The 20,656-nt window shown below is 35.2% G+C and carries 16 protein-coding genes; 14 read left to right on the top strand and 2 right to left on the bottom strand.

Features of this window, described 5'->3' with window-relative positions; genetic code table 11:
* Positions 1-14: 14 nt before the first annotated feature.
* Positions 15-1,190 (bottom strand): ROK family transcriptional regulator, encoded by a 1,176-nt coding sequence (locus BCI01S_RS11070; protein WP_061798707.1) that lies wholly within the window; start codon positions 1,188-1,190, stop codon positions 15-17.
* Positions 1,191-1,497: 307 nt separating this feature from the next.
* On the opposite strand from BCI01S_RS11070, the gene BCI01S_RS11065 reads away from it, so the two are divergent.
* A complete protein-coding gene (locus BCI01S_RS11065) occupies positions 1,498-2,481 on the top strand; it encodes an aldo/keto reductase (RefSeq protein WP_061798793.1) in 984 nt (327 codons plus the stop codon).
* Between the two features lie 223 nt (positions 2,482-2,704).
* Here the strand turns inward: BCI01S_RS11065 and ytvI are convergent, their stop codons facing one another.
* A complete protein-coding gene (ytvI, locus tag BCI01S_RS11060; protein ID WP_061798705.1) occupies positions 2,705-3,829 on the bottom strand; it encodes a sporulation integral membrane protein YtvI in 1,125 nt (374 codons plus the stop codon).
* A 191-nt stretch (positions 3,830-4,020) separates the two neighbouring features.
* On the opposite strand from ytvI, the gene BCI01S_RS11055 reads away from it, so the two are divergent.
* The 13 genes from BCI01S_RS11055 to dnaI all read left to right on the top strand — a co-directional run bounded on the left by BCI01S_RS11055 (position 4,021) and on the right by dnaI (position 20,424).
* Positions 4,021-4,488 carry a DUF441 domain-containing protein gene (locus BCI01S_RS11055; RefSeq protein ID WP_047941879.1) on the top strand — a complete coding sequence of 156 codons (468 nt, stop codon included), beginning with the start codon at positions 4,021-4,023 and terminating at the stop codon, positions 4,486-4,488.
* Positions 4,489-4,998: 510 nt separating this feature from the next.
* On the top strand, positions 4,999-6,114 hold the full coding sequence (citZ, locus tag BCI01S_RS11050) for a citrate synthase (protein ID WP_047941881.1): 1,116 nt from the start codon (positions 4,999-5,001) through the stop codon (positions 6,112-6,114).
* Between the two features lie 213 nt (positions 6,115-6,327).
* On the top strand, positions 6,328-7,596 hold the full coding sequence (gene icd, locus BCI01S_RS11045; protein WP_047941882.1) for an NADP-dependent isocitrate dehydrogenase: 1,269 nt from the start codon (positions 6,328-6,330) through the stop codon (positions 7,594-7,596).
* Positions 7,597-7,782: 186 nt separating this feature from the next.
* The gene (gene mdh / locus BCI01S_RS11040; RefSeq protein ID WP_047941883.1) at positions 7,783-8,718 is read left to right on the top strand and encodes a malate dehydrogenase; all 936 of its coding nucleotides are present in this window, start codon (positions 7,783-7,785) and stop codon (positions 8,716-8,718) included.
* Between the two features lie 225 nt (positions 8,719-8,943).
* Positions 8,944-9,660 (top strand): response regulator transcription factor, encoded by a 717-nt coding sequence (locus tag BCI01S_RS11035; protein ID WP_047941884.1) that lies wholly within the window; start codon positions 8,944-8,946, stop codon positions 9,658-9,660.
* The gene (gene pnpS, locus BCI01S_RS11030; RefSeq protein ID WP_061798703.1) at positions 9,661-11,415 is read left to right on the top strand and encodes a two-component system histidine kinase PnpS; all 1,755 of its coding nucleotides are present in this window, start codon (positions 9,661-9,663) and stop codon (positions 11,413-11,415) included.
* 933 nt (positions 11,416-12,348) lie between these two features.
* A complete protein-coding gene (gene polA, locus BCI01S_RS11025) occupies positions 12,349-14,973 on the top strand; it encodes a DNA polymerase I (RefSeq protein WP_053215650.1) in 2,625 nt (874 codons plus the stop codon).
* Positions 14,974-15,099: 126 nt separating this feature from the next.
* The gene (gene mutM / locus BCI01S_RS11020) at positions 15,100-15,927 is read left to right on the top strand and encodes a DNA-formamidopyrimidine glycosylase (protein ID WP_047941888.1); all 828 of its coding nucleotides are present in this window, start codon (positions 15,100-15,102) and stop codon (positions 15,925-15,927) included.
* 78 nt (positions 15,928-16,005) lie between these two features.
* Positions 16,006-16,641 (top strand): sporulation membrane protein YtaF, encoded by a 636-nt coding sequence (gene ytaF / locus BCI01S_RS11015; RefSeq protein WP_047941889.1) that lies wholly within the window; start codon positions 16,006-16,008, stop codon positions 16,639-16,641.
* A gap of 146 nt (positions 16,642-16,787) precedes the next feature.
* A complete protein-coding gene (gene coaE, locus BCI01S_RS11010; RefSeq protein WP_047941890.1) occupies positions 16,788-17,393 on the top strand; it encodes a dephospho-CoA kinase in 606 nt (201 codons plus the stop codon).
* 112 nt (positions 17,394-17,505) lie between these two features.
* Positions 17,506-17,961, top strand: coding sequence for a transcriptional regulator NrdR (gene nrdR / locus BCI01S_RS11005; protein ID WP_047941891.1), 456 nt, complete (start codon positions 17,506-17,508; stop codon positions 17,959-17,961).
* Between the two features lie 105 nt (positions 17,962-18,066).
* A complete protein-coding gene (locus BCI01S_RS11000; RefSeq protein ID WP_047941893.1) occupies positions 18,067-19,473 on the top strand; it encodes a replication initiation and membrane attachment family protein in 1,407 nt (468 codons plus the stop codon).
* Between the two features lie 21 nt (positions 19,474-19,494).
* Positions 19,495-20,424 carry a primosomal protein DnaI gene (dnaI, locus tag BCI01S_RS10995; RefSeq protein WP_047941895.1) on the top strand — a complete coding sequence of 310 codons (930 nt, stop codon included), beginning with the start codon at positions 19,495-19,497 and terminating at the stop codon, positions 20,422-20,424.
* Positions 20,425-20,656: the final 232 nt, after the last annotated feature.

Genomic DNA, 20,656 nt, shown 5'->3' with positions numbered 1-20,656 from the left:
CTAAAGAGGTATTATTATTCTGGATGAAGCATAAATTTTAAAAAATTCTCAGTTGAAAAGGCTGCAGCACCTAATGCAGAGGAAGCAAAATTGATATCAGAGAATTGGATAGCAAGCTGGGAATGGTGAAAGGGTAGAGTATAATTGTTAATTATTTTTTTCACTTGTGGCTCTATCCATTTTTTAGCTAGGGTAAGTCGATTGCCAATAATGATTTGCTCTGGATTGAAGATATGAATAATATTAATAATTCCAGCACCTAGATGATAGCCAACTTCATTAAATAAATGGATAGCTTGGGTATTTCCTTGGTCGGCAAGCTCAATCAAATCATTCAAATAAACCTGACCATTTATGCTTAACTTTAATTCGACAGCTTTGTTAAGTAGATATTGTTCGGAAGCATAAAGTTCCCAGCAACCTTTATTGCCGCAGCGGCATTCTAATCCATCCTTTTGAATGGTCATATGGCCGATTTCTCCAGAATATCCGAGTGCTCCTTTATACAATTCTCCATTAATGATAATTCCAGCGCCAATTCCAATGGCTGCACTTACATAGATTAAATTTTGATAAGGCTGACCTACTCCGAATTTCTTTTCTCCATAGGCCCCAGTGTTTGCTTCATTTTCAACTAACACAGGAAGATGGAATTCTTCTTCCAGCTGGCTCTTTAGTGAAACATTATTCCAACCTAAGTTTGGAGCGAGGAGAATGTCACCGTCCATATTTGTAATCCCTGGTACCCCAATCCCTATGCCAATTACTCCATAAACAGATTTAGGAGCAGCGTTTATCAAAGTAGTAATAATCTTTTTTATTGTCCGGAGTGTATCTTCATAAGATAAATTTTCATATTTTTCATTTATACGGTATATGATATTCCCTTGCAAATCAGTTAAAATTCCTAAAATGTAGTTAACACCTAAGTCAATACCAATGGAATAACCGGCCATCTCATTAAATAGCAGCATAACAGGTCGTCTTCCGCCATTAGATTCACCATGTCCTGATTCATAGATCAATTGTTCGTTAATAAGCTCTGATACTAAGGAGGAAACAGTCCCTTTTGTTAATCCTGTTTGCTGGGCAATATCTGCTCGAGAAATAGGAGCAGTGTTTTTGATTAAATTTAAACAAAGTGACTTATTTTCTTTTTTTACTAACTGCTGATTCCAAGTAATATGCATCCTGTTCGCAATCCCCTCGTATTCTATTTTTTCTGCACTTCATAGGATATCATTTCTTTCTGAAAGGTCCCTCTACTAATTGATTAATTATACTACAGTTTATCTATTAACCAAACAGAGGTGATTGATAAAGTTGGTTTGTTTATTTAATATACAAACTTATATGCAATTGATATAATTTCTATAGAAGTGGTTATCTATTTAGAGAAAAATAGGGTATTTTACTTGAGGAAATTCTAGCTTCTTTTTTATAGTGGCCATTCAAGAAAAATCAAAAATATCATAGCTGGTGGAGGTGCTAATGGAAATGAATTATAGAAATTTAGGGGATACAGCTCTAAAAATCAGTGAAGTAAGTTTCGGTACATGGGCTATTGGTGGTTCATGGGGAAAAGTCGATGATACAGAGGCATTAAAATCCTTACATATGGCGATGGAAAAAGGCGTAAATTTTTTTGATACGGCCGATGTGTATGGAGATGGACATAGCGAAGAGCTTCTTGCTAAGGCAACGAAGGGGAAAGAGAATCAAATTCATATTGCCACTAAGTTTTGTCGTGGCGGCGATATTTTCGCAAATGAGACTTATTCGGAGGAAAGGGTACGCCAGTACTGTGAAAATAGTTTGAAGCGATTAAATAGAGAAACAATCGATTTATATCAAATCCATTGTCCACCAACAGAAATTTTAAAAGATGGGAGAGTTTTTGAAGTGCTTGATAAATTACAAGAGGAAGGTAAAATTCGCCATTATGGAGTAAGTGTCGAAACAGTGGAAGAAGGACTTATATGCTTGCAGAATCCTAACGTTAAGGCTCTACAAATAATTTTTAATATTTTTCGACAAAAGCCACTTGAGTTATTGATTCCTGAAGCAAAGAGGAAGGGGGTCGGTATTCTTGTGCGCCTTCCGTTGGCTAGTGGATTGCTTACTGGGAAATTTACAAAGGAGCATACTTTTGAGAAAGATGATCATCGTAAATTTAATGAGAATGGGGAAGCTTTTAATGTAGGAGAAACATTTGCTGGACTTGGATTTGAAAAAGGCGTTGCATTAGCAGATGAGCTTGCTTGGATTGGAGAAAGTCGTCAATCAATGGCAGCGGCAGCATTACGCTGGATATTGGATCAACCGAGTATTTCTTGTGTCATTCCTGGTTTCAAAAATCGTCAGCAAATCAATGAGAATTTAAAGGCATTAGAGGAAAAACCATTTAATACAGAGGAATTACAGAGATTGAGAACATTTTATGAGGAAAAGGTCAAAAACGCTATTAGAGGTCCTTATTAAATGGTTAACATACTAAGTATAGAAAAGGTGGGGCAAAACAAAGCGGCTTAGATATAGTCCTATGAAAAGTGAAGTATATTCAGTCTGCGGCTCGTTACTACAAACCTTTTTTAATGAATAAAAAATCAAACAATTATACGAAGTGTTTTTTAGCATCTCCGTATAATTGTTCGGTATAAATTGGTTGGAATGTTAATATTCCAGCTTCTTTTTTTATATGCGTTTATTTTGGTATTTCACTATCCCCTTTAATAAATTTCCATATATCATGAAATACATTTGCTCGGTGCAGGGAAGTCACGATAACGAGGGAAACTGGACCAACAATAAGTCCGATAAAACCAAAAAGCTTAAAACCAACAAATAAGGCAATTAAAGTAGCTAATGGATCAAGTCCGATATTGGAAGAAAGGATTTTTGGCTCCATGATTTGTCTTTGAACTAAAACAATAATATATAGCACGGACAATCCAATTGCCAGCACAATCTGCCCTGTGATAATTTCGTAAATAATCCATGGAACAAAGATTAACCCTGTACCGAGATAGGGGATAATATCTACAATTCCAGTTAACAGTGCAATAGTAATAGCATAATCCACTCGAAGTATTAACAGACCAATTAGAATAATGACAGTCGTAATGGAAACAAGCGTTAATTGGGCTTTTAAAAAACCAAACAAAGCTTTTTTTAATTCAAAGAATACTGTTTTACCACTATTTAACCACTTGGAAGGAAAGAACTTTCCAATTTTTAATGATAACCGTCCCCAGTCCTTGCTGATAAAAAAAGTAGCTAATAGAGAAAAAATGAGGACGCTTGCTGCATTTGGAAACCAGGACAGGAAAATAGGAATATTAAGAAAGAAGGATTGTAAAAAATCTCCCATTACCGTTCCAACTTGTTCGCCCACTTTATCTATATTTGTCATAATGGTATCTTGTTGACCAGTACCGAGATTATTGAACGTTTGAGAAATTTTATTATATAATGGAATAATTTGCGCTGCGAACAAATCTTCTATGTATCGAATAATGATGTCTATATGTTTGGGAACAACTTCTCCAAGATAGGCAGCTCCTGCTACAATTTCAGCAATTAGTAAAGAAACCAAACCAGCAAAAACGGATAAAATGAGTAAAATACTTAAAACAACAGCAAAAGCCCTTGGTAATTTGCATTTGAATTGTAGAAAATTAACGAGTGGATTCATTAAAAAAGCAATCAGAAATCCAATAATAAAAGGATAAGTTACTTTGGATAAATAAAAAAAGCTAACAAATAATAGGAATGTAGCTGCTATCACTATGATAAACCGAATTGTTCGGTTAAGATAAGTTAAATTCAAAGTCAATCCTCCCGTTTTTAGTATAATAGAAAATGGGTCATTAGTGATTAGGAACTAGATATAGATTATATATATTCCTTTTTATTTATATTCTCTATACTTATGCTTTTTTAATCGAAATTCCTGCTTTTTAATTTAAATAAAGAAGAGAGAATTTTTAAGTCAATTGCTTTCGAAAAGGAGAGTTAGTTATGTTTTTATTTAGCCAGCCATATTTATTTCTATATTTGCTGTTAGCAATTGCTCTTATAGCTAAAAACAATTCCTTGATTATCGCAGTTATTTTCTTATTAGTGCTGAAACTAATTGGGGTAGATAGTAAGTTATTTTCATTGATTCAATCTAAAGGTATCAATTGGGGCGTAACGATTATTACGATAGCTGTTCTTGTTCCGATAGCCACTGGAGATATTGGTTTTAAAGATCTTACAGCTACCTTTAAATCACCGTATGCATGGATAGCTTTAATTTCTGGAATTATGGTTGCTCTGCTCGCAAAAGGAGGAGTTAGTTTACTAGCCGATTCTCCAGAAATTACAACAGCACTTGTTCTAGGAACTATTTTGTCTGTATCGGTTTTCAATGGAGTGGCAGTAGGACCATTGATTGGGGCGGGAATAGCGTATGCAGCCATTAAAGTAGTCGAGTGGATAACCTAATCCGCTCTCTTATTCTAATTTACCGTTGTAAGATAAAAGACAGGCTATAGGAATTTATGGTATAATTTTAAAAAGAAAGAAATATAGTGTAAAGGAGAATTAGAAAAAATTTTTTTTACTATATCTACAGTTTTTAAGTATAAAATATGAGACATTTTGAAGTTTTTTGTTTATAATGAATGTGTAGTTACAGTTTATCTCATCTATAACGTACCAAATAGTTTATTTTTTTAATTGAAAATGTAAGCATTTTCAATTAGTTTATGCTCACTTTAATTTTTGAAAAAAACTCCCTCCATCTTTTTATAAAATAAATCCGAATTACATTATTAATTGATTTTTTGGTACATATTCAGTTAATCTAACAAAATAGTAAACATTTATTTAAGATGAATTCCATTGTTTTGTTTTACAGATTTTCACAATATTGGTAACTACAACAGGGACAATACTGGGAGTTTGAATGAGTTGTACTAACTATTAAAGAAAAGTTGTAAAGGAGAGATATGTATGGCTGTTACAAAAGGGCTTGAGGGGATTATTGCTACAACATCTTCTATCAGTTCCATTATAGATGATTCACTTGCTTATGTGGGTTATGATATTGATGTGTTAGCAGAGCATTCCAGTTTTGAAGAAGTAGTGTTTTTATTATGGCATCAAAAGTTGCCAACTGATACGGAACTGGCAAAGCTAAAACAAGAATTGGCAGATAATGCTGAATTACCTGTTTCTTTGATTGAACAAATGAAGCTAATGCCATTAAATAACGTACATCCAATGGCAGTACTTCGTTCAAGTGTGTCTTTACTAGGAGCGTATGATGAACACGCCGATGCAATGGATTCTGAAGCAAACTATTTAAAAGCTGTAAGACTTCAAGCGAAAATTCCGACTATCGTAACAGCTTTTTCAAGATTAAGAAAAGGGCTGGAACCAATTTCGCCAAGAAAAGATTTAGGATTTGCTGCTAATTTCCTTTATATGCTTAATGGCAAAGAACCAGAGGCGATTGCTATTGAAGCCTTTAATAAAGCACTTGTACTTCATGCTGATCATGAATTGAATGCGTCTACATTCACTGCAAGAGTGTGTGTAGCTACATTGTCTGATGTATATTCTGGAATTACTTCAGCTATTGGGGCATTAAAAGGACCGTTGCATGGCGGGGCAAATGAGGCAGTAATGAAAATGCTGAAAGAAATCGGAAGCATTGAAAATGTGGAGCCATATATTCGAGAAAAGATGGCCAACAAAGAAAAAATAATGGGATTTGGCCATCGAGTATATCGAAAGGGCGATCCTCGTGCCAAACATTTAAAGGAAATGGCAAGAAAATTAACACAATTGACGGGTGAACCTCAATTATATGATATGAGTGTTAAGATTGAGACACTGTTAAAAGAAGAGAAAAATTTAGTTCCAAACGTAGATTTCTTTTCAGCTTCTGTTTATCATAGTTTAGGTATTGATCATGACTTATTCACCCCGATTTTTGCAGTAAGCAGAGTTTCTGGCTGGCTGGCTCACATTCTGGAGCAGTATGATAATAATCGCCTTATTCGACCTAGAGCAGATTATATTGGGCCAGAGCGTTTGGAATATATTCCAGTTCAAGAGCGATAAAAAAAGGATATAATTTCCCATAGAGTAATAGAATAATATATACTTAATGATGGGTTAATTTACTTTGCGTATTGGCGTTTTCCTTTTTTATTCGTCAGAATAGTAAATATAATTAGCTTATAAAAGCTTGTTATAATAAATTTATTTCATTCTTTTTCCAATGAACGTTGTTACATTGGAAAAGGAAACTATTTTTTACGGAGGGATAGAAACATGCAAGGAGAAAAAATTACAGTAGTAGATGGAGTATTAAATGTACCAGCAAATCCGATTGTACCTTATATTGAGGGAGATGGAATTGGACCAGATATATGGGCAGCATCATCAAGAGTTTTGGATGCAGCTGTTGAAAAAGCATACAATGGGGAAAAGAAAATTGTTTGGAAAGAAGTATTAGCTGGTGAAAAAGCATTTAATGAAACAGGGGAATGGTTACCTTCTGAAACATTGGATGTAATTAGAGAGTATTTAATTGCTATAAAAGGACCATTGACTACACCAGTTGGTGGCGGTATTCGTTCTTTAAACGTTGCCTTGCGCCAAGAATTGGATCTTTTTGTTTGTTTACGTCCAGTAAGATGGTTTGAAGGAGTTCCTTCTCCGGTAAAAAGACCTCAAGATACAGATATGGTTATCTTCCGTGAAAATACTGAAGATATTTATGCAGGAATTGAATATGAGAAGGGCTCAGAGGCTGCTTCTAAATTAATTAACTTTTTACAACAAGAGATGGGAGTTAATAAAATTAGATTCCCTGAAACATCTGGAATTGGAATTAAGCCGATATCAGAAGAAGGAACAAGTCGTTTAGTAAGAGCTGCGATTAATTATGCGATTAAAGAAGGTCGTAAATCGGTAACTCTAGTACATAAAGGAAACATTATGAAATATACAGAAGGCGCATTTAAAAACTGGGGTTATGAATTAGCTGAAAAAGAATTTGGAGATAAAGTATTTACATGGGCCCAGTATGATCGTATTAAAGAAGAACAGGGTTCTGATGCAGCAAATAAAGCGCAATCTCAAGCAGAAGCAGAAGGTAAAATCATTATTAAAGATTCTATTGCTGATATTTTCTTACAACAAATTCTTACTCGTCCAAAAGAATTTGATGTAGTTGCGACAATGAATCTAAACGGAGATTATATTTCTGATGCTTTAGCAGCACAAGTGGGTGGAATCGGTATTGCTCCTGGAGCAAATATAAATTACGAAACTGGCCATGCTATTTTTGAAGCTACACACGGAACTGCTCCTAAATATGCTGGTTTAGATAAAGTAAATCCATCTTCTGTTATTCTTTCAGGTGTTCTATTGCTTGAACATTTAGGCTGGACTGAAGCTGCACAATTAGTGATTCAATCCGTGGAAAAAACAATTGCTTCCAAAGTTGTTACATATGACTTTGCTCGTCTAATGGATGGTGCTACAGAAGTGAAATGTTCCGAGTTCGGTGATGAATTAATTAAGAACATGAATTAATAACAAATTGAAGAAGAGATTGTCTCATCTCTTCTTCCTTTTTGTCCAAAATAGAAGATTTACGGTATTGGATTAGAATGAGATAAGCTGGGAAAAGTATTTACTAAATAGAGTAAAAGGGGACTCTGCTTAGTATCTGCTTATTGGGGGCTTCATTCATTCTCGGTCTAATAAGGGGGAAATAATATGGTTAAACGTAAGAAAATTTCCATCATTGGTGGAGGCTTTACTGGGGCCACAACTGCTTTTTTGCTTGCTCAAAAAGAACTTGGTGATATCGTATTATTAGATGTTCCGCGAAATGAAAACTCCACAAAGGGAAAAGCATTGGATATGTTTGAAGCAAGTCCTGTACAAGGGTTTGATGCAAATATAACGGGAACTTCCGACTATAAAGATACAGCTGATTCTGATATTGTCGTAATAACTGCTGGTATGGCTAGAAAGCCGGGTATGAGTAGAGATGATCTTGTGCAGACAAATCAAGCAATTATGAAATCGGTAACTAAGGAAATTGTTCAATATTCGCCTAATTCTGTTATTATCGTGCTCACTAATCCTGTTGACGCTATGACATATACTGTTTATAAAGAATCGGGCTTTCCTAAAAATAGAGTAATTGGGCAGTCGGGTGTTTTAGATACAGCACGCTTTCGAAGCTTTGTGGCAATGGAGTTAAATCTTTCCGTTAAGGACATTACAGGATTTGTATTAGGCGGACATGGTGATGATATGGTTCCGCTTATACGGTATTCCTATGCAGGTGGTATTCCATTAGAAGCACTAATTCCAAAACATCGCTTGGATGAGATTATTGAAAGAACAAGAATTGGCGGAGCGGAAATTGTAAATTTACTTGGAAACGGAAGCGCTTATTATGCTCCAGCAGCTTCTGTGGTAGATATGTGTGAAGCTATAATTAAAAGTCAAAGACGTATCCTACCTACCATCGCTTATTTAGAAGGAGAATATGGCTATAACGATCTTTATCTAGGTGTACCTACAATTCTTGGCGGAAACGGAATCGAACAAATTATCGAACTGGAGTTAACAGAGGAAGAAAAGGCAGCTCTAGATAAATCTGTTCACTCCGTTCGTAGTGTATTGACAGTATTAAATTAAGTATAAAAGTCGGCAGCTCGATAAAAAAGAGCTAGCCGATTTTTTGTATTTCATTTAATCAATAAAGCTTGATGCTTTATCAGAGACGAATACGAAAAGGTTTAAGTACTATTTCCTATTTGTAAACAGGAAATAAATGTTTTTTCCATTTTTAGTGAACAATATATTATAATGAAAATAGGTATAAGGGGACTTTAGGGGAATTAACATATTTGGAGGCTGTATATGAAGAAAAAGGTTTTAGTTGTAGATGATGAACAATCTATCGTAACTCTACTTAAGTATAATTTACAACAGGCAGGTTATGATGTATTAACTGCCATGGATGGAGAAGAAGGATTGAATCTAGCACTAACTGCTAATCCAGATGTCATCTTACTAGATTTAATGCTGCCAAAAAAAGATGGGATGGATGTTTGTAAAGAATTACGCCAACAGAAAGTGTTAACTCCTATTTTAATGTTAACAGCTAAAGACGATGAGTTTGACAAAGTTTTAGGGCTTGAACTAGGTGCAGATGATTATATGACTAAACCTTTTAGCCCCCGTGAAGTCATTGCTCGAATTAAAGCTGTATTAAGACGAATTCAAATGCAAGTGCCAGCAGCCTCGGATGAAGTAGACGAAGAAGAGGACGATGGTATAAAAATAGGCGAACTAAGAGTTCTTCCTAATTATTATGAAGCATATTTCAAAGGAGACTTATTAGAGTTAACTCCGAAAGAGTTTGAGTTATTATTATATCTTGTAAAAAATAAGGGAAGAGTTCTTACAAGGGATCAACTATTAAGTGCAGTTTGGAATTATGACTTCGTCGGAGATACAAGAATTGTAGATGTACATATTAGTCACTTACGTGAAAAAATTGAAGAGAATACGAAAAAACCAATATATATTAAAACGATTCGTGGATTAGGTTATAAGTTAGAGGAACCAAAGTAAATGAAGAGCTTTAAATCTCGATTAATGGCGAGTGTTTTATTTACTATATTTATCGTGTTTTTGTTCGTAGCAATATTTATCGAATCATATAATAAAAAGACGTTTATGGACTCCTTTGACAGTCGATTGAAACGAGAAGGCACTTTAATCGCAAATCAAATAATGCAAAATGGCGAAGGGTTAGACATTAATAATCGTTTATTACAAGAATATAGCGAAGCATTAGATATACAAATTACTGTTATGGATGAAACTGGAGAGATTCTCTTCAACGAAGGAGAACTGCAGACAGATACAGAATATGAAAATCGAATGCAGAGACTGCTTTCAAATGAAAAAGCTAAAGCGGTAACTATTAATGGAAATCCTAACTTTCATTTTTATCAACAAAAGTTAACTGGTGAAGAGGGGAGATTAGGATATCTATTAATTGGTGCAAAAATCGAAGAAATAGAAAATGCTTATCAGCACATTAATTGGATTATTTTTGCTTCATTTTTCTTGTCGCTTTTAGTGATTTATTTAATTGGCTATAAATTAATTTATCGTTATATAAGACCCATTGAGTCGGCTACTAAAGTTGCTGTCGATTTAGCGAATGGTAATTATCATGCGAGAACCTATGAAGATCGAGTAGATGAAACAGGAGTACTTAGTTCTTCGCTAAATAAAGTAGCTAAAGATATGCAAGAGATGGTAAAAGCACAAGAAATTCAAGAAGATCGTTTAGGAACATTGATTGAGAGTATTAGTAGTGGATTACTATTAATTGATAGCAGAGGATATATCAATTTAATCAATAAATCCTATAAGGATATGTTCTTTGTCCGTTCTGCTGATTATCTCTATAAACAATACTACAAAGTCATTCCATACAGACAAGTGATGGATCTAGCGGAAGAAATATTTATGACTGAGCATAAGGTAATCCGAGAAATGACCCTTGAAATTAAAAATGAGAAAAAAAGTTTCCAAGTATACGGAGTGCCTATTATAGGGACGAATGACCGATGGATGGGGATTTTACTTGTTTTTAATGACATAACAGAATTGAAAAAGCTCGAGCAAATTCGTAAAGACTTTGTAGCCAATGTCTCACATGAATTAAAAACACCTATTACTTCTATTAAAGGCTTCTCGGAAACACTTCTTGACGGTGCTATGGAAGATAAAGAGACGTTAGAGGAATTTTTACGAATTATTTTAAAAGAGAGTCACCGATTACAGACGTTAATTCAAGACCTTCTCGATCTATCAAAATTGGAACAACACCATTTTGCCTTAAATAAAGAGGAGTTTAATCTGGTGGAAATTCTCAATAAAGCGACAAAAATGTTGAAAGGTAGAGCAGAAGCGAAAAATATTAAGCTATTTTTTCCTCAAGCGAATGAAATTATTCAAATTGAGGGTGATAGAAGTAGATTAACGCAAGTTTTTCTAAATCTTATAACGAATGCGGTCATCTATACCCCGAATGATGGAGAAATCACTGTCTATGTCGTGGAAAAGAAACGGAAAATCGAAGTGAAAATCCAAGATACTGGGATTGGAATAGAGCAAGAAGAAATTCCTAGAATATTTGAACGCTTTTATCGGGTGGATAAAGCGCGAAGTAGAAATTCTGGAGGTACTGGATTAGGACTGGCGATCGTGAAGCATTTAGTAGAACTTCATAGAGGAACCATTCAAGTAGAGAGTAAAATGGGAGAAGGAACGACCTTCACTGTTATTTTCCATAAGGAATTTCCATTTTAGGAAATAGACTGGAGATTAAGTTTTTTAACCAAATATAATCCCAAACGATTATACGTAAAGTGCTGAAAATTTCGTATAATTGTTTGGGGTTTTAATTATTTTCAGAAAGAAGATTATCCTTTATCTCAGTCGATAGTCTCCAGTTTGTACACCGATAAACATCCTCCTCCGCTTTTCTACTTGTCTAGCTCTAGGTACCAGCGCCAGCTAAACTTCACGATTATCCCTACGATAAGTCAACATCCATTCACTAGCGTTCATGGTGTATCCTTTATCTTGAGAGAATCGCTCCAGTTTACAAGGCGCTAAACGGTACCTTCCGCTTTTCATTGTCTAGCTGCGGAGCCTATCGGTTAGCAAACTTCCGACGATCTCCCTACGATAAGTCAACATCGACTCTCTATCGTTCGTCGTGTATCCTTTATCTCAGTCGATAGTCTCCAGTTTGTACACCAATAAACAGCCTCCTCCACTTTTCTACCTCCTTTACATTGTTTTTACATTTGGTTTATGGTGGGTTTACACTTTGTTGGTACAATTATTTTTGAAGTCCCCCTTATCCATTTGGTTAAGGACTTAAGCTGAAAGCTACCCCGCTTTTGGCTTCCCCTTTTAATAGTGGGTATGGCAGGAAAGGAATCGTAAATGATTGGTGGTAGAATTGTGATCCTCTAATCCATGCCAGTGTCGATATACCTAAATTGTTTTTTTCTTCTGTAAAAATAGCGGAGTTTGTTGTTAAAAGATGTGTACTGCACGCATATTTCCTTGTAGGGTGAAATATGCACGTGTCTAGTAAGACCTCTTTTATCACAATCTCTGCTTTTTTACATTTATGAATATGTCATGTAAAATAAATAGTATTGAGTCGTGTAATAATCCCCGTTTATATACGAGAAAATATACCTTATTAAAAGGATGGAGGAGGATTTCTTGAAAAAGAAATTAATCTTAATTGACGGTAATAGTATTGCGTATCGAGCGTTTTTTGCTTTGCCTCTATTAAACAATGATAAAGGTGTGCACACTAATGCTGTTTATGGTTTTACTATGATGCTTATGAAAATTATCGAAGAAGAAAAGCCAACACATGCTCTTGTTGCCTTTGATGCAGGGAAAACAACTTTCCGTCATAAAACGTTTAGTGAATATAAGGGGGGGCGTCAAAAAACGCCACCAGAATTATCGGAGCAATTCCCTTATATTAGAGAGTTGTTGAAATCCTATGGTATCCATCATTACGAATTAGAAAATTATGAAGCTGATGATATTATCGGAACACTTTCTCTTCAAGGAGAAAAAGATGGTTTTGAAGTGGTTGTTATTTCTGGAGATAAAGATTTAACCCAATTAAGTTCGGATAAGACAACTGTCTATATCACCAGAAAAGGAATTACAGATATGGAGTCCTATACTCCAAGCCATATCCAAGAAAAATATGGACTGACACCTGACCGAATTATTGATATGAAAGGTCTAATGGGGGATAGCTCAGATAATATTCCGGGTGTTCCTGGTGTTGGTGAAAAAACAGCTATCAAACTGCTGAAGGAATTTGATTCCTTAGAAAATTTAGTCCAATCTATTGACAAAGTAAGTGGTAAAAAGCTGAAGGAAAAGTTAGAAGAATTTAAGGACCAAGCTTTAATGAGTAAAGAACTTGCTACTATTTTCAGAGAAGCTCCTTTAACCATAACATTAGAAGATACAGAATTTCCGGGCATGCAAATAGAGAAATTAAAGGAGATTTTTAAAGAACTTGGCTTTAATTCTCTTCTTGAAAAATTAGGAGATGCACCAGAAAAAGAAGAACTTGTATTAGAAGATATCGAATTTAAAACAGTGGAAAATATCACAGAGGATATTTTTTCTGATAGAAATATGATGTATGTTGAAGTACTAGAAGATAATTATCATTATGCACCTATTCTGGGAATTTCTCTTTTAAATGATAACGGCGCATACTATCTTCCAATTGACCATGCTTTAAAGTCGTCTGCTTTTAAAAATTGGGCAGAAGATGAAAAGAAAGAAAAGATTGTTTATGATGCTAAAAGATCGGAAGTATCGTTACGTCATCAAGGAATTCATTTAAAAGGAATTACATTTGATGTTCTTATCGCAGCATATTTAGCGGATCCTTCTGCAACCATTGAAGATGTTGCCTCTGTTGCTAAAAAATATGATTTTACTAATTTGCAATCAGATGAAGTATTTTATGGAAAAGGAGCAAAAAGAAAGGTTCCCGAACAAGAAATATTAGCAGACCATCTCGTGAGAAAAGCATTCGCTTTGAAGGCTATTCAAGAGAAAATGGAAGATGAATTGAGAAAGAACGATCAAGAAGCTTTATTTTACGATTTAGAAATGCCTTTAAGCTTGGTACTTGCTGATATGGAATCAACTGGAGTAAAGGTGGATGTATCTCGACTAAAAGCAATGGGGCAAGAGCTTTCCGAAAGGTTGAAAGAAATTGAAGGTCGAATTTATGAGCTGGCTGGTGAAACCTTTAATATTAATTCTCCGAAGCAACTTGGTGTGATTTTATTTGAAAAACTTGGATTGCCAGTTGTCAAGAAAACGAAGACAGGCTATTCCACATCTGCTGATGTATTAGAGCAACTTGCTAGTTCACATGAAGTAATTAGAGAAATATTAGAATATAGACAGCTGGGGAAATTGCAATCAACCTATATAGAAGGCTTGCAAAAAGTGGTCCATAATGGAAGAATTCATACAAGATTTAACCAGGTACTAACACAAACAGGTCGCTTAAGCTCGATTGATCCTAATTTGCAAAATATCCCGATTCGTTTAGAAGAAGGAAGAAAAATAAGACAAGCGTTTGTTCCGACAGAAGAGGATTGGGTTATTTTTGCGGCTGACTATAGTCAAATAGAGTTACGGGTACTTGCTCATATCGCTAATGATGAGAAATTAATCGAAGCATTTAGAGAAGATCATGATATTCATACAGAAACAGCTATGTCTGTTTTCCATGTAGAAGCTGACGAAGTAACCTCCAATATGCGGAGACACGCTAAAGCAGTTAACTTTGGTATTGTATATGGTATTAGTGATTATGGTCTTTCCCAAAGTCTGCATATTACAAGAAAAGAAGCGGCGAAATTTATTGAGCGTTACTTAGAAAGTTATCCAGGAGTAAGAAATTATATGGAAGAAATAGTAGCAGATGCAAAGCAAAAAGGCTATGTCTCCACTTTGCTTCAGAGAAGAAGATATTTAGCTGATATCACGAGCAGAAACTTTAATCTTCGCAGTTTTGCAGAGAGAACGGCGATGAATACACCAATCCAAGGAAGTGCAGCTGATATCATCAAAAAGGCGATGATTGATATGGCAAAGCGCTTGGAAGTAGAAGGTTTGAAAGCAAAACTATTGCTGCAGGTTCACGATGAATTGATTTTTGAAGCTCCTAAAGACGAAATAGACAAGCTAAAAGAAATTGTTCCAGATGTAATGGAACATGCAGTTGAATTAAGTGTGCCTTTAAAAGTGGACTATTCTTACGGCCCAACTTGGTATGATGCGAAATAATAAAGTCTTGTTTTCCAAAAGATTACTATTTTTTCAATGGTAATAATTAGGCGATGGTTTAAAGTAACAAATTTTACGAACCATAAAATACAAAAGAAATTTTTTACAAGAAAGGAGGAGATAGAAGTGCCAGAATTACCAGAAGTTGAAACGGTACGTAAAACGCTGAAACAGCTGACGCAAAATAAAATAATAAAAGAAGTGGTTGTATCATGGGCAAAAATGATTAAAAAACCAGAAAATGTGGAAGAATTTTCAGATGCATTGGTTGGTCAAACCATTTTAGATGTTAAAAGACGTGGGAAATTTATATTAATTGAAACAAATGATTTTACCATCGTCTCCCATTTGCGAATGGAAGGTAAATATGGAGTTTTTCAAGCGCAAGAGCCAGTTGATAAGCACACACATGTTATTTTCTTTTTTGAAGATGGTTCAGAGCTAAGATATAAAGATGTCCGGAAATTCGGTACTATGCATTTATTTAAAAAAGGGGAAGAATTAAACGCCATGCCCCTTTCCCAATTAGGACCTGAACCTTTTGCTGCTGACTTTACGATAGCGAATTTTTCAGAGCGTTTATCCAAAACGAATCGCAGTATCAAAACAGCATTGTTGGACCAAAAGATTGTGGTTGGGTTAGGAAATATATATGTAGATGAATCTTTATTCCGGAGTGGCATTCATCCGGAGAGAGTAGCAAGTTCTCTAGAAGAGAAAGAAATAGAAAAATTATATAAAGAAATCATTGCTACTTTATCTGAAGCGGTTGAAAAAGGTGGTAGTACGATCCGCTCTTATGTAAACACCCAAGGACAAATTGGAATGTTCCAGCTTGAACTATATGTATATGGTCGTAAAGGCCAAGAGTGCAAAGTATGTGGCCATACTTTAGAAAGAATTATAGTCGGTGGAAGAGGAACCGTTTTTTGTCCTAATTGCCAAAAAAAATAAAACAATAATCCTGAATTAACATTGGATGGGCTCTTTCCATATAGTATATTACTATTGATTTGGAAGGAGCTTATCTTTATGGTCCAGGTGTTTTCTCTTTTATTATTAGCAATCGCTGTTAGCATCGATAGCTTTAGTGTTGGTTTTACGTACGGACTTCGAAAAATGAAAATGCCCCTAAATTCTATTTTGATTATCGCCTGTTGTTCCGGTTTGACACTTCTGATTGCGATGTTAGTTGGTCATGTTATCTCAAGGATATTCTCCCCTTCGTTTGCAGAGAGTATAGGTGGGATTATTTTAATCCTATTAGGTGGTTGGATTCTTTATCAATATTTTAAGCCAAGCAAGGAAAAAGAAATACTAACAGAAGAAAAGAATATTATTAATTTTGAAATAAAATCTTTAGGGATTGTCATCAATATTTTAAAGAAGCCATTAACAGCCGATTTTGATAAATCAGGAACAATTACTGGGCTAGAAGCAGTTGTGTTAGGTTTCGCCTTGTCTTTGGATGCATTTGGAGCTGGAATTGGTGCTTCTATGCTAGGATTTCCTCCATTACTTTTAACGCTTGCTGTGATTTTTATGAGTACTTCCTTTGTTTTATTAGGGATTTATCTAGGGAGATTTCTTTCAGAGAAAAGTTATATGGATAAATTCTCCTTTATTCCTGGGATTATCCTAATCATTATTGGCATCTTTAAACTTTAATTTTTTATTTATGAAATTGGTTTTTTTAAGGCGGTGAACCTCCTTGGCTAATCGCCTTTAGAATTATCTATCTTCTTTCCTTTAAAAAGAGAAGGCTTTTTTCTCGATTTTGTTACATACTAAAAATCAATAAGGTAGGTATTTTTATGACGTTAATAGTTGGATTAACGGGAGGAATTGCGAGTGGAAAATCAACAATTTCCTCTTATTATCAATCACTAAATATTCCGATTATCGATGCGGACATTGAATCAAGACTCGCTGTGGAAAAAGGAGAACCAGCATATATAAAAATAGCGGCTCATTTTGGTAAGGAAGTTTTACATTCAGATGGAACGCTAAATCGCCAAAAGCTGGGAGAAATTATTTTTTCAAATGAAGAGGAACGGCGTGTGCTTAATAGTATTGTGCATCCTGATGTTAGAAGAAGGATGGAGGAGAAGCAGAGACAAGCAGTGGAAGCTGGCGAAAAAGTGGTGATTTTAGATATTCCCTTGCTGTTTGAAAATAAATTAAATCATACAGTTGATCGAACAATCTTAGTATATGTAGATCAGGATACTCAAATTGCGCGATTAATGAAAAGAAACGATTTAAGTTATGAGCAAGCGCTTAAAAGAATAAACGCTCAAATGCCGTTACAGGAGAAACTTGCACTTGCTGATGAAGTAATTAATAATAATGGATCGATGGAAGAGTCAATCCACCAAGCAAATAGAATTTTAAAAAAATGGGGAGTTTCCCCTCGCTGAATTTCATCTTTTAATAGAGAATTTTAGATAATTACTTGTACAAGCTTGTAATTTTATATAATATGAAGATAAGTATATACATGGAACAAAGAATTCGGAGCTGATAATAGAGATGAGATGTCCTACCTGTCAACATAATAACACCCGCGTTCTTGATTCACGACCAGTTGATGAGTATAAATCGATTCGAAGAAGAAGAGAATGTGAAGCTTGTGGGAATCGATTTACTACTTTTGAAAAGGTAGAAGAAATTCCTTTGATTGTAGTGAAGAAGGAAGGGACGCGTGAAGAATTTAGCAGGGATAAAATATTGCGCGGCTTAATAAGAGCTTGTGAGAAGAGACCGGTAGCTTTAAAACAATTAGAGGAAATAACAGCAGAAGTAGAGAAAGAACTTCGCAGTAATGCTGCTTCCGAAATAAAAAGTGAAGCAATCGGTGAGATGGTAATGGATCGACTGGCGAAAATCGATGAAGTAGCGTATGTACGTTTTGCATCTGTATATCGCCAATTTAAAGATATTAATGTGTTTATTGATGAATTGAAAGAATTAATTAAAAAAGATTAAAAAGTTACATGGAAAAGATTACTAAGGGAGCTAAAGATTTCTTTGGCTCTTTTTTGCCTTTCCTCCCTGTGGCGGAAAGGATTGAAATAGAAAGGAAGGATGAGTATGTCTCAGCATTGGCAAGACCTGCTTCCCGTCGATAGATATCGAGTAGCGGTGAATGGACTGTTGAGTGATTATGATCGAAAGACAATCACCTTCTTATATCAACCATTAATTGGGACAAAGTGTTTAGCTTTATACATGACCTTATGGGCAGAAGTGGAAGAAAATCGCTTGTGGTCTCTGACAAATACACATCATAGCTTAATGAATTTTATGAGTTGTGGTTTAAATGATATATATGAAGCAAGATTAAAGTTAGAAGGAATAGGTCTTTTAAAAACATATTTAAAGAAAGAAGATGGCAATCGGTCGTTTATCTATGAACTACAGCCGCCTTTATCACCAGCTCAGTATTTTCTTGATGGAATGTTAAATGTTTATTTATATAGAAAAATTGGAAAAGCACAGTATAGCAGATTGAAAAAATTCTTTTCGGATGAAAAAATCGTGGATCCTAGTTTTCAGCCCATAACGAAAGCCTTCCAAGAGGTGTTTGTGTCTGATCATAGTGGAGCTGTTCGAGCAATGCATGAATTAGAGGAAGAAGAGACTGCTGATCAAACCTATATGGGAAGAGAAGAACAAGTTGGAATACAAATTACTAAGAGCGATTTTGACTTTGAATTGTTATATGCAGGAATACACGATTCTTTATTATCGAAAAAGGCATTTACGAAAAAGGTGAAGGAAGCAATCCATAATCTTGCCTTTATTTATGGAATTGATCCGATTCAAATGAAGAATATTGTCATTAGTGCGATTAACCAACAGGATGAGATTGATATTGAAGAACTGAGAATAGCTGCTCGTGATTGGTATCAATTTCAACATAATGACTTGCTGCCGATGTTAGTGGATCGGAAACAGCCGCAAAAGGATTATTCATCAACTGATGCGCCAAAATCACAAGAGGAAGAATTAATCTATTATTTAGATCATACCTCCCCGCGTCAAGTGTTGAAGGACGTTTCAGGAGGGGCAGAACCTTCCAAAACAGATTTGCAAATAATCGAAGAAATAATGTTTTCGCAGAAGCTGCTTCCAGGTGTAATCAATGTACTAATTCAATATGTTATGCTAAAAACAGATATGAAATTGACAAAGGGATATATGGAGAAGATTGCTGGCCAATGGGTTAGAAAGAATATCCGTACAGTAAAAGAGGCAATGGCTCTAGCCAAAAAAGAGCATAAGCAATATATGGAATGGGCTCAAGGTAAAAAAAATCCACAGTCGAAGTCAACCCGAAAAGTTATTCGGACAGAAAAAATTCCCGAATGGTTTGGGCAAAATCAGGATAACGAAGGAACGAAGAAAACGGAGGGAAATACTTCTTCTAAGGAAGCAAACGATCAAGATTTGGAACAAAAAAAGCGTGAGCTGGAAGAACGCATAAAAAAATTATAATATCAGGTGGTGGAGTAAACGGTGGAAAGAATTAACGATACCTTAAAGAAATTTGGTGCGGGTAATAATTTTCAGGAACGATACCGTGCTATGAAGCAGGAAGTGCTTGCACATCCTGATGTAAGAGCCTTTCTACGAGAGCATGAGGATGAGCTTACTTCCAATGCGGTTGATGTTGGCATGATAAAGCTATATGAATATGCCAATCAAAGCAAAGCTTGTAATAAATGCCCTAGTCTTCAGGAATGTGTAAATATGATGCAGGGATACCATCCTAGTCTAGTAATAGTCAGAGGGAATATAGAGATTCAGTATGACCGTTGTCCCCGTAAGTTGACGGAAGATAATCAGAAGAAAAAAGAGAAGCTGATTAAAAGCTTATATGTACCAAAGGATATTCTAGAGGCTTCCTTTAATACCATTGATCTTGACGGAGAGAGAATGGAGGCAGTGGAAGCGGCTATCCGATTTGTAGAAGATTATAAACCTGGTGAAAGACATAAAGGGATCTATTTTTATGGAGAGTTTGGTGTAGGAAAATCGTATATTTTAGGAGCAATTGCTAATAAGCTTTCACAAAAGCAAATTTCCTCTATGATTGTATATGTTCCTGAATTATTTAGAGAAATGAAGAGCTCCATTGCTGATAGTACATTAAATGATAAAATCGAAAGTATAAAACGTGAGCCTATTTTAATGCTGGACGATATCGGAGCAGAAACAATGTCTAGTTGGATTCGAGATGAGGTGCTTGGGCCGATTTTGCAGTTCAGAATGTTAGAGAATTTACCAACGTTATTTACGTCCAATTTTGACTTTAGTGGCTTAGAGCATCATCTTACTTATTCGCAAAGAGGAGAAGAGGAAAAGATGAAAGCGATGAGAGTAATGGAGAGAATTCGTTATTTATCTACACCTATTCGCGTCAAAGGGAAAAATAAGCGACTATAATAAGTTAAAAAGTTTCAATTTCTATGAAGGAGAAATGTGTGTTGACGGAAATTTCAAATGCGGAAAAATTAGCAATAAAGCGATATAATCAGTTTCTTTTCTTTGTATCAATAACGATATTGTTATTGTTAATTCCCTTTTTTCTATCTTTTTACAGCCCGGGAATCTATAAGATAATCCTAGCGTTATTAGTATTTGGTTTAACCTATACGTATATAACAAAGAATAGAAG

It is taken from the genome of Niallia circulans NBRC 13626 (assembly GCF_001591585.1).
GTDB classification, from domain to species: Bacteria; Bacillota; Bacilli; order Bacillales; family Cytobacillaceae; genus Niallia; species Niallia circulans.
Note: the sequence above shows the minus strand (reverse complement) of the source record. Positions and strands in the feature narration are given on the sequence as shown.

What these genes read in the sequence shown, in the direction of transcription:
- BCI01S_RS11070 (WP_061798707.1), bottom strand. Translation starts at nt 1,190, where the DNA reads ATGCATATTACTTGGAATCAGCAGTTAGTAAAAAAAGAAAATAAGTCA.
- BCI01S_RS11065 (WP_061798793.1), top strand. Translation starts at nt 1,498, where the DNA reads ATGAATTATAGAAATTTAGGGGATACAGCTCTAAAAATCAGTGAAGTA.
- BCI01S_RS11055 (WP_047941879.1), top strand. Translation starts at nt 4,021, where the DNA reads ATGTTTTTATTTAGCCAGCCATATTTATTTCTATATTTGCTGTTAGCA.
- citZ (WP_047941881.1), top strand. Translation starts at nt 4,999, where the DNA reads ATGGCTGTTACAAAAGGGCTTGAGGGGATTATTGCTACAACATCTTCT.
- icd (WP_047941882.1), top strand. Translation starts at nt 6,328, where the DNA reads ATGCAAGGAGAAAAAATTACAGTAGTAGATGGAGTATTAAATGTACCA.
- mdh (WP_047941883.1), top strand. Translation starts at nt 7,783, where the DNA reads ATGGTTAAACGTAAGAAAATTTCCATCATTGGTGGAGGCTTTACTGGG.
- BCI01S_RS11035 (WP_047941884.1), top strand. Translation starts at nt 8,944, where the DNA reads ATGAAGAAAAAGGTTTTAGTTGTAGATGATGAACAATCTATCGTAACT.
- pnpS (WP_061798703.1), top strand. Translation starts at nt 9,661, where the DNA reads ATGAAGAGCTTTAAATCTCGATTAATGGCGAGTGTTTTATTTACTATA.
- ytaF (WP_047941889.1), top strand. Translation starts at nt 16,006, where the DNA reads ATGGTCCAGGTGTTTTCTCTTTTATTATTAGCAATCGCTGTTAGCATC.
- coaE (WP_047941890.1), top strand. Translation starts at nt 16,788, where the DNA reads ATGACGTTAATAGTTGGATTAACGGGAGGAATTGCGAGTGGAAAATCA.
- nrdR (WP_047941891.1), top strand. Translation starts at nt 17,506, where the DNA reads ATGAGATGTCCTACCTGTCAACATAATAACACCCGCGTTCTTGATTCA.
- BCI01S_RS11000 (WP_047941893.1), top strand. Translation starts at nt 18,067, where the DNA reads ATGTCTCAGCATTGGCAAGACCTGCTTCCCGTCGATAGATATCGAGTA.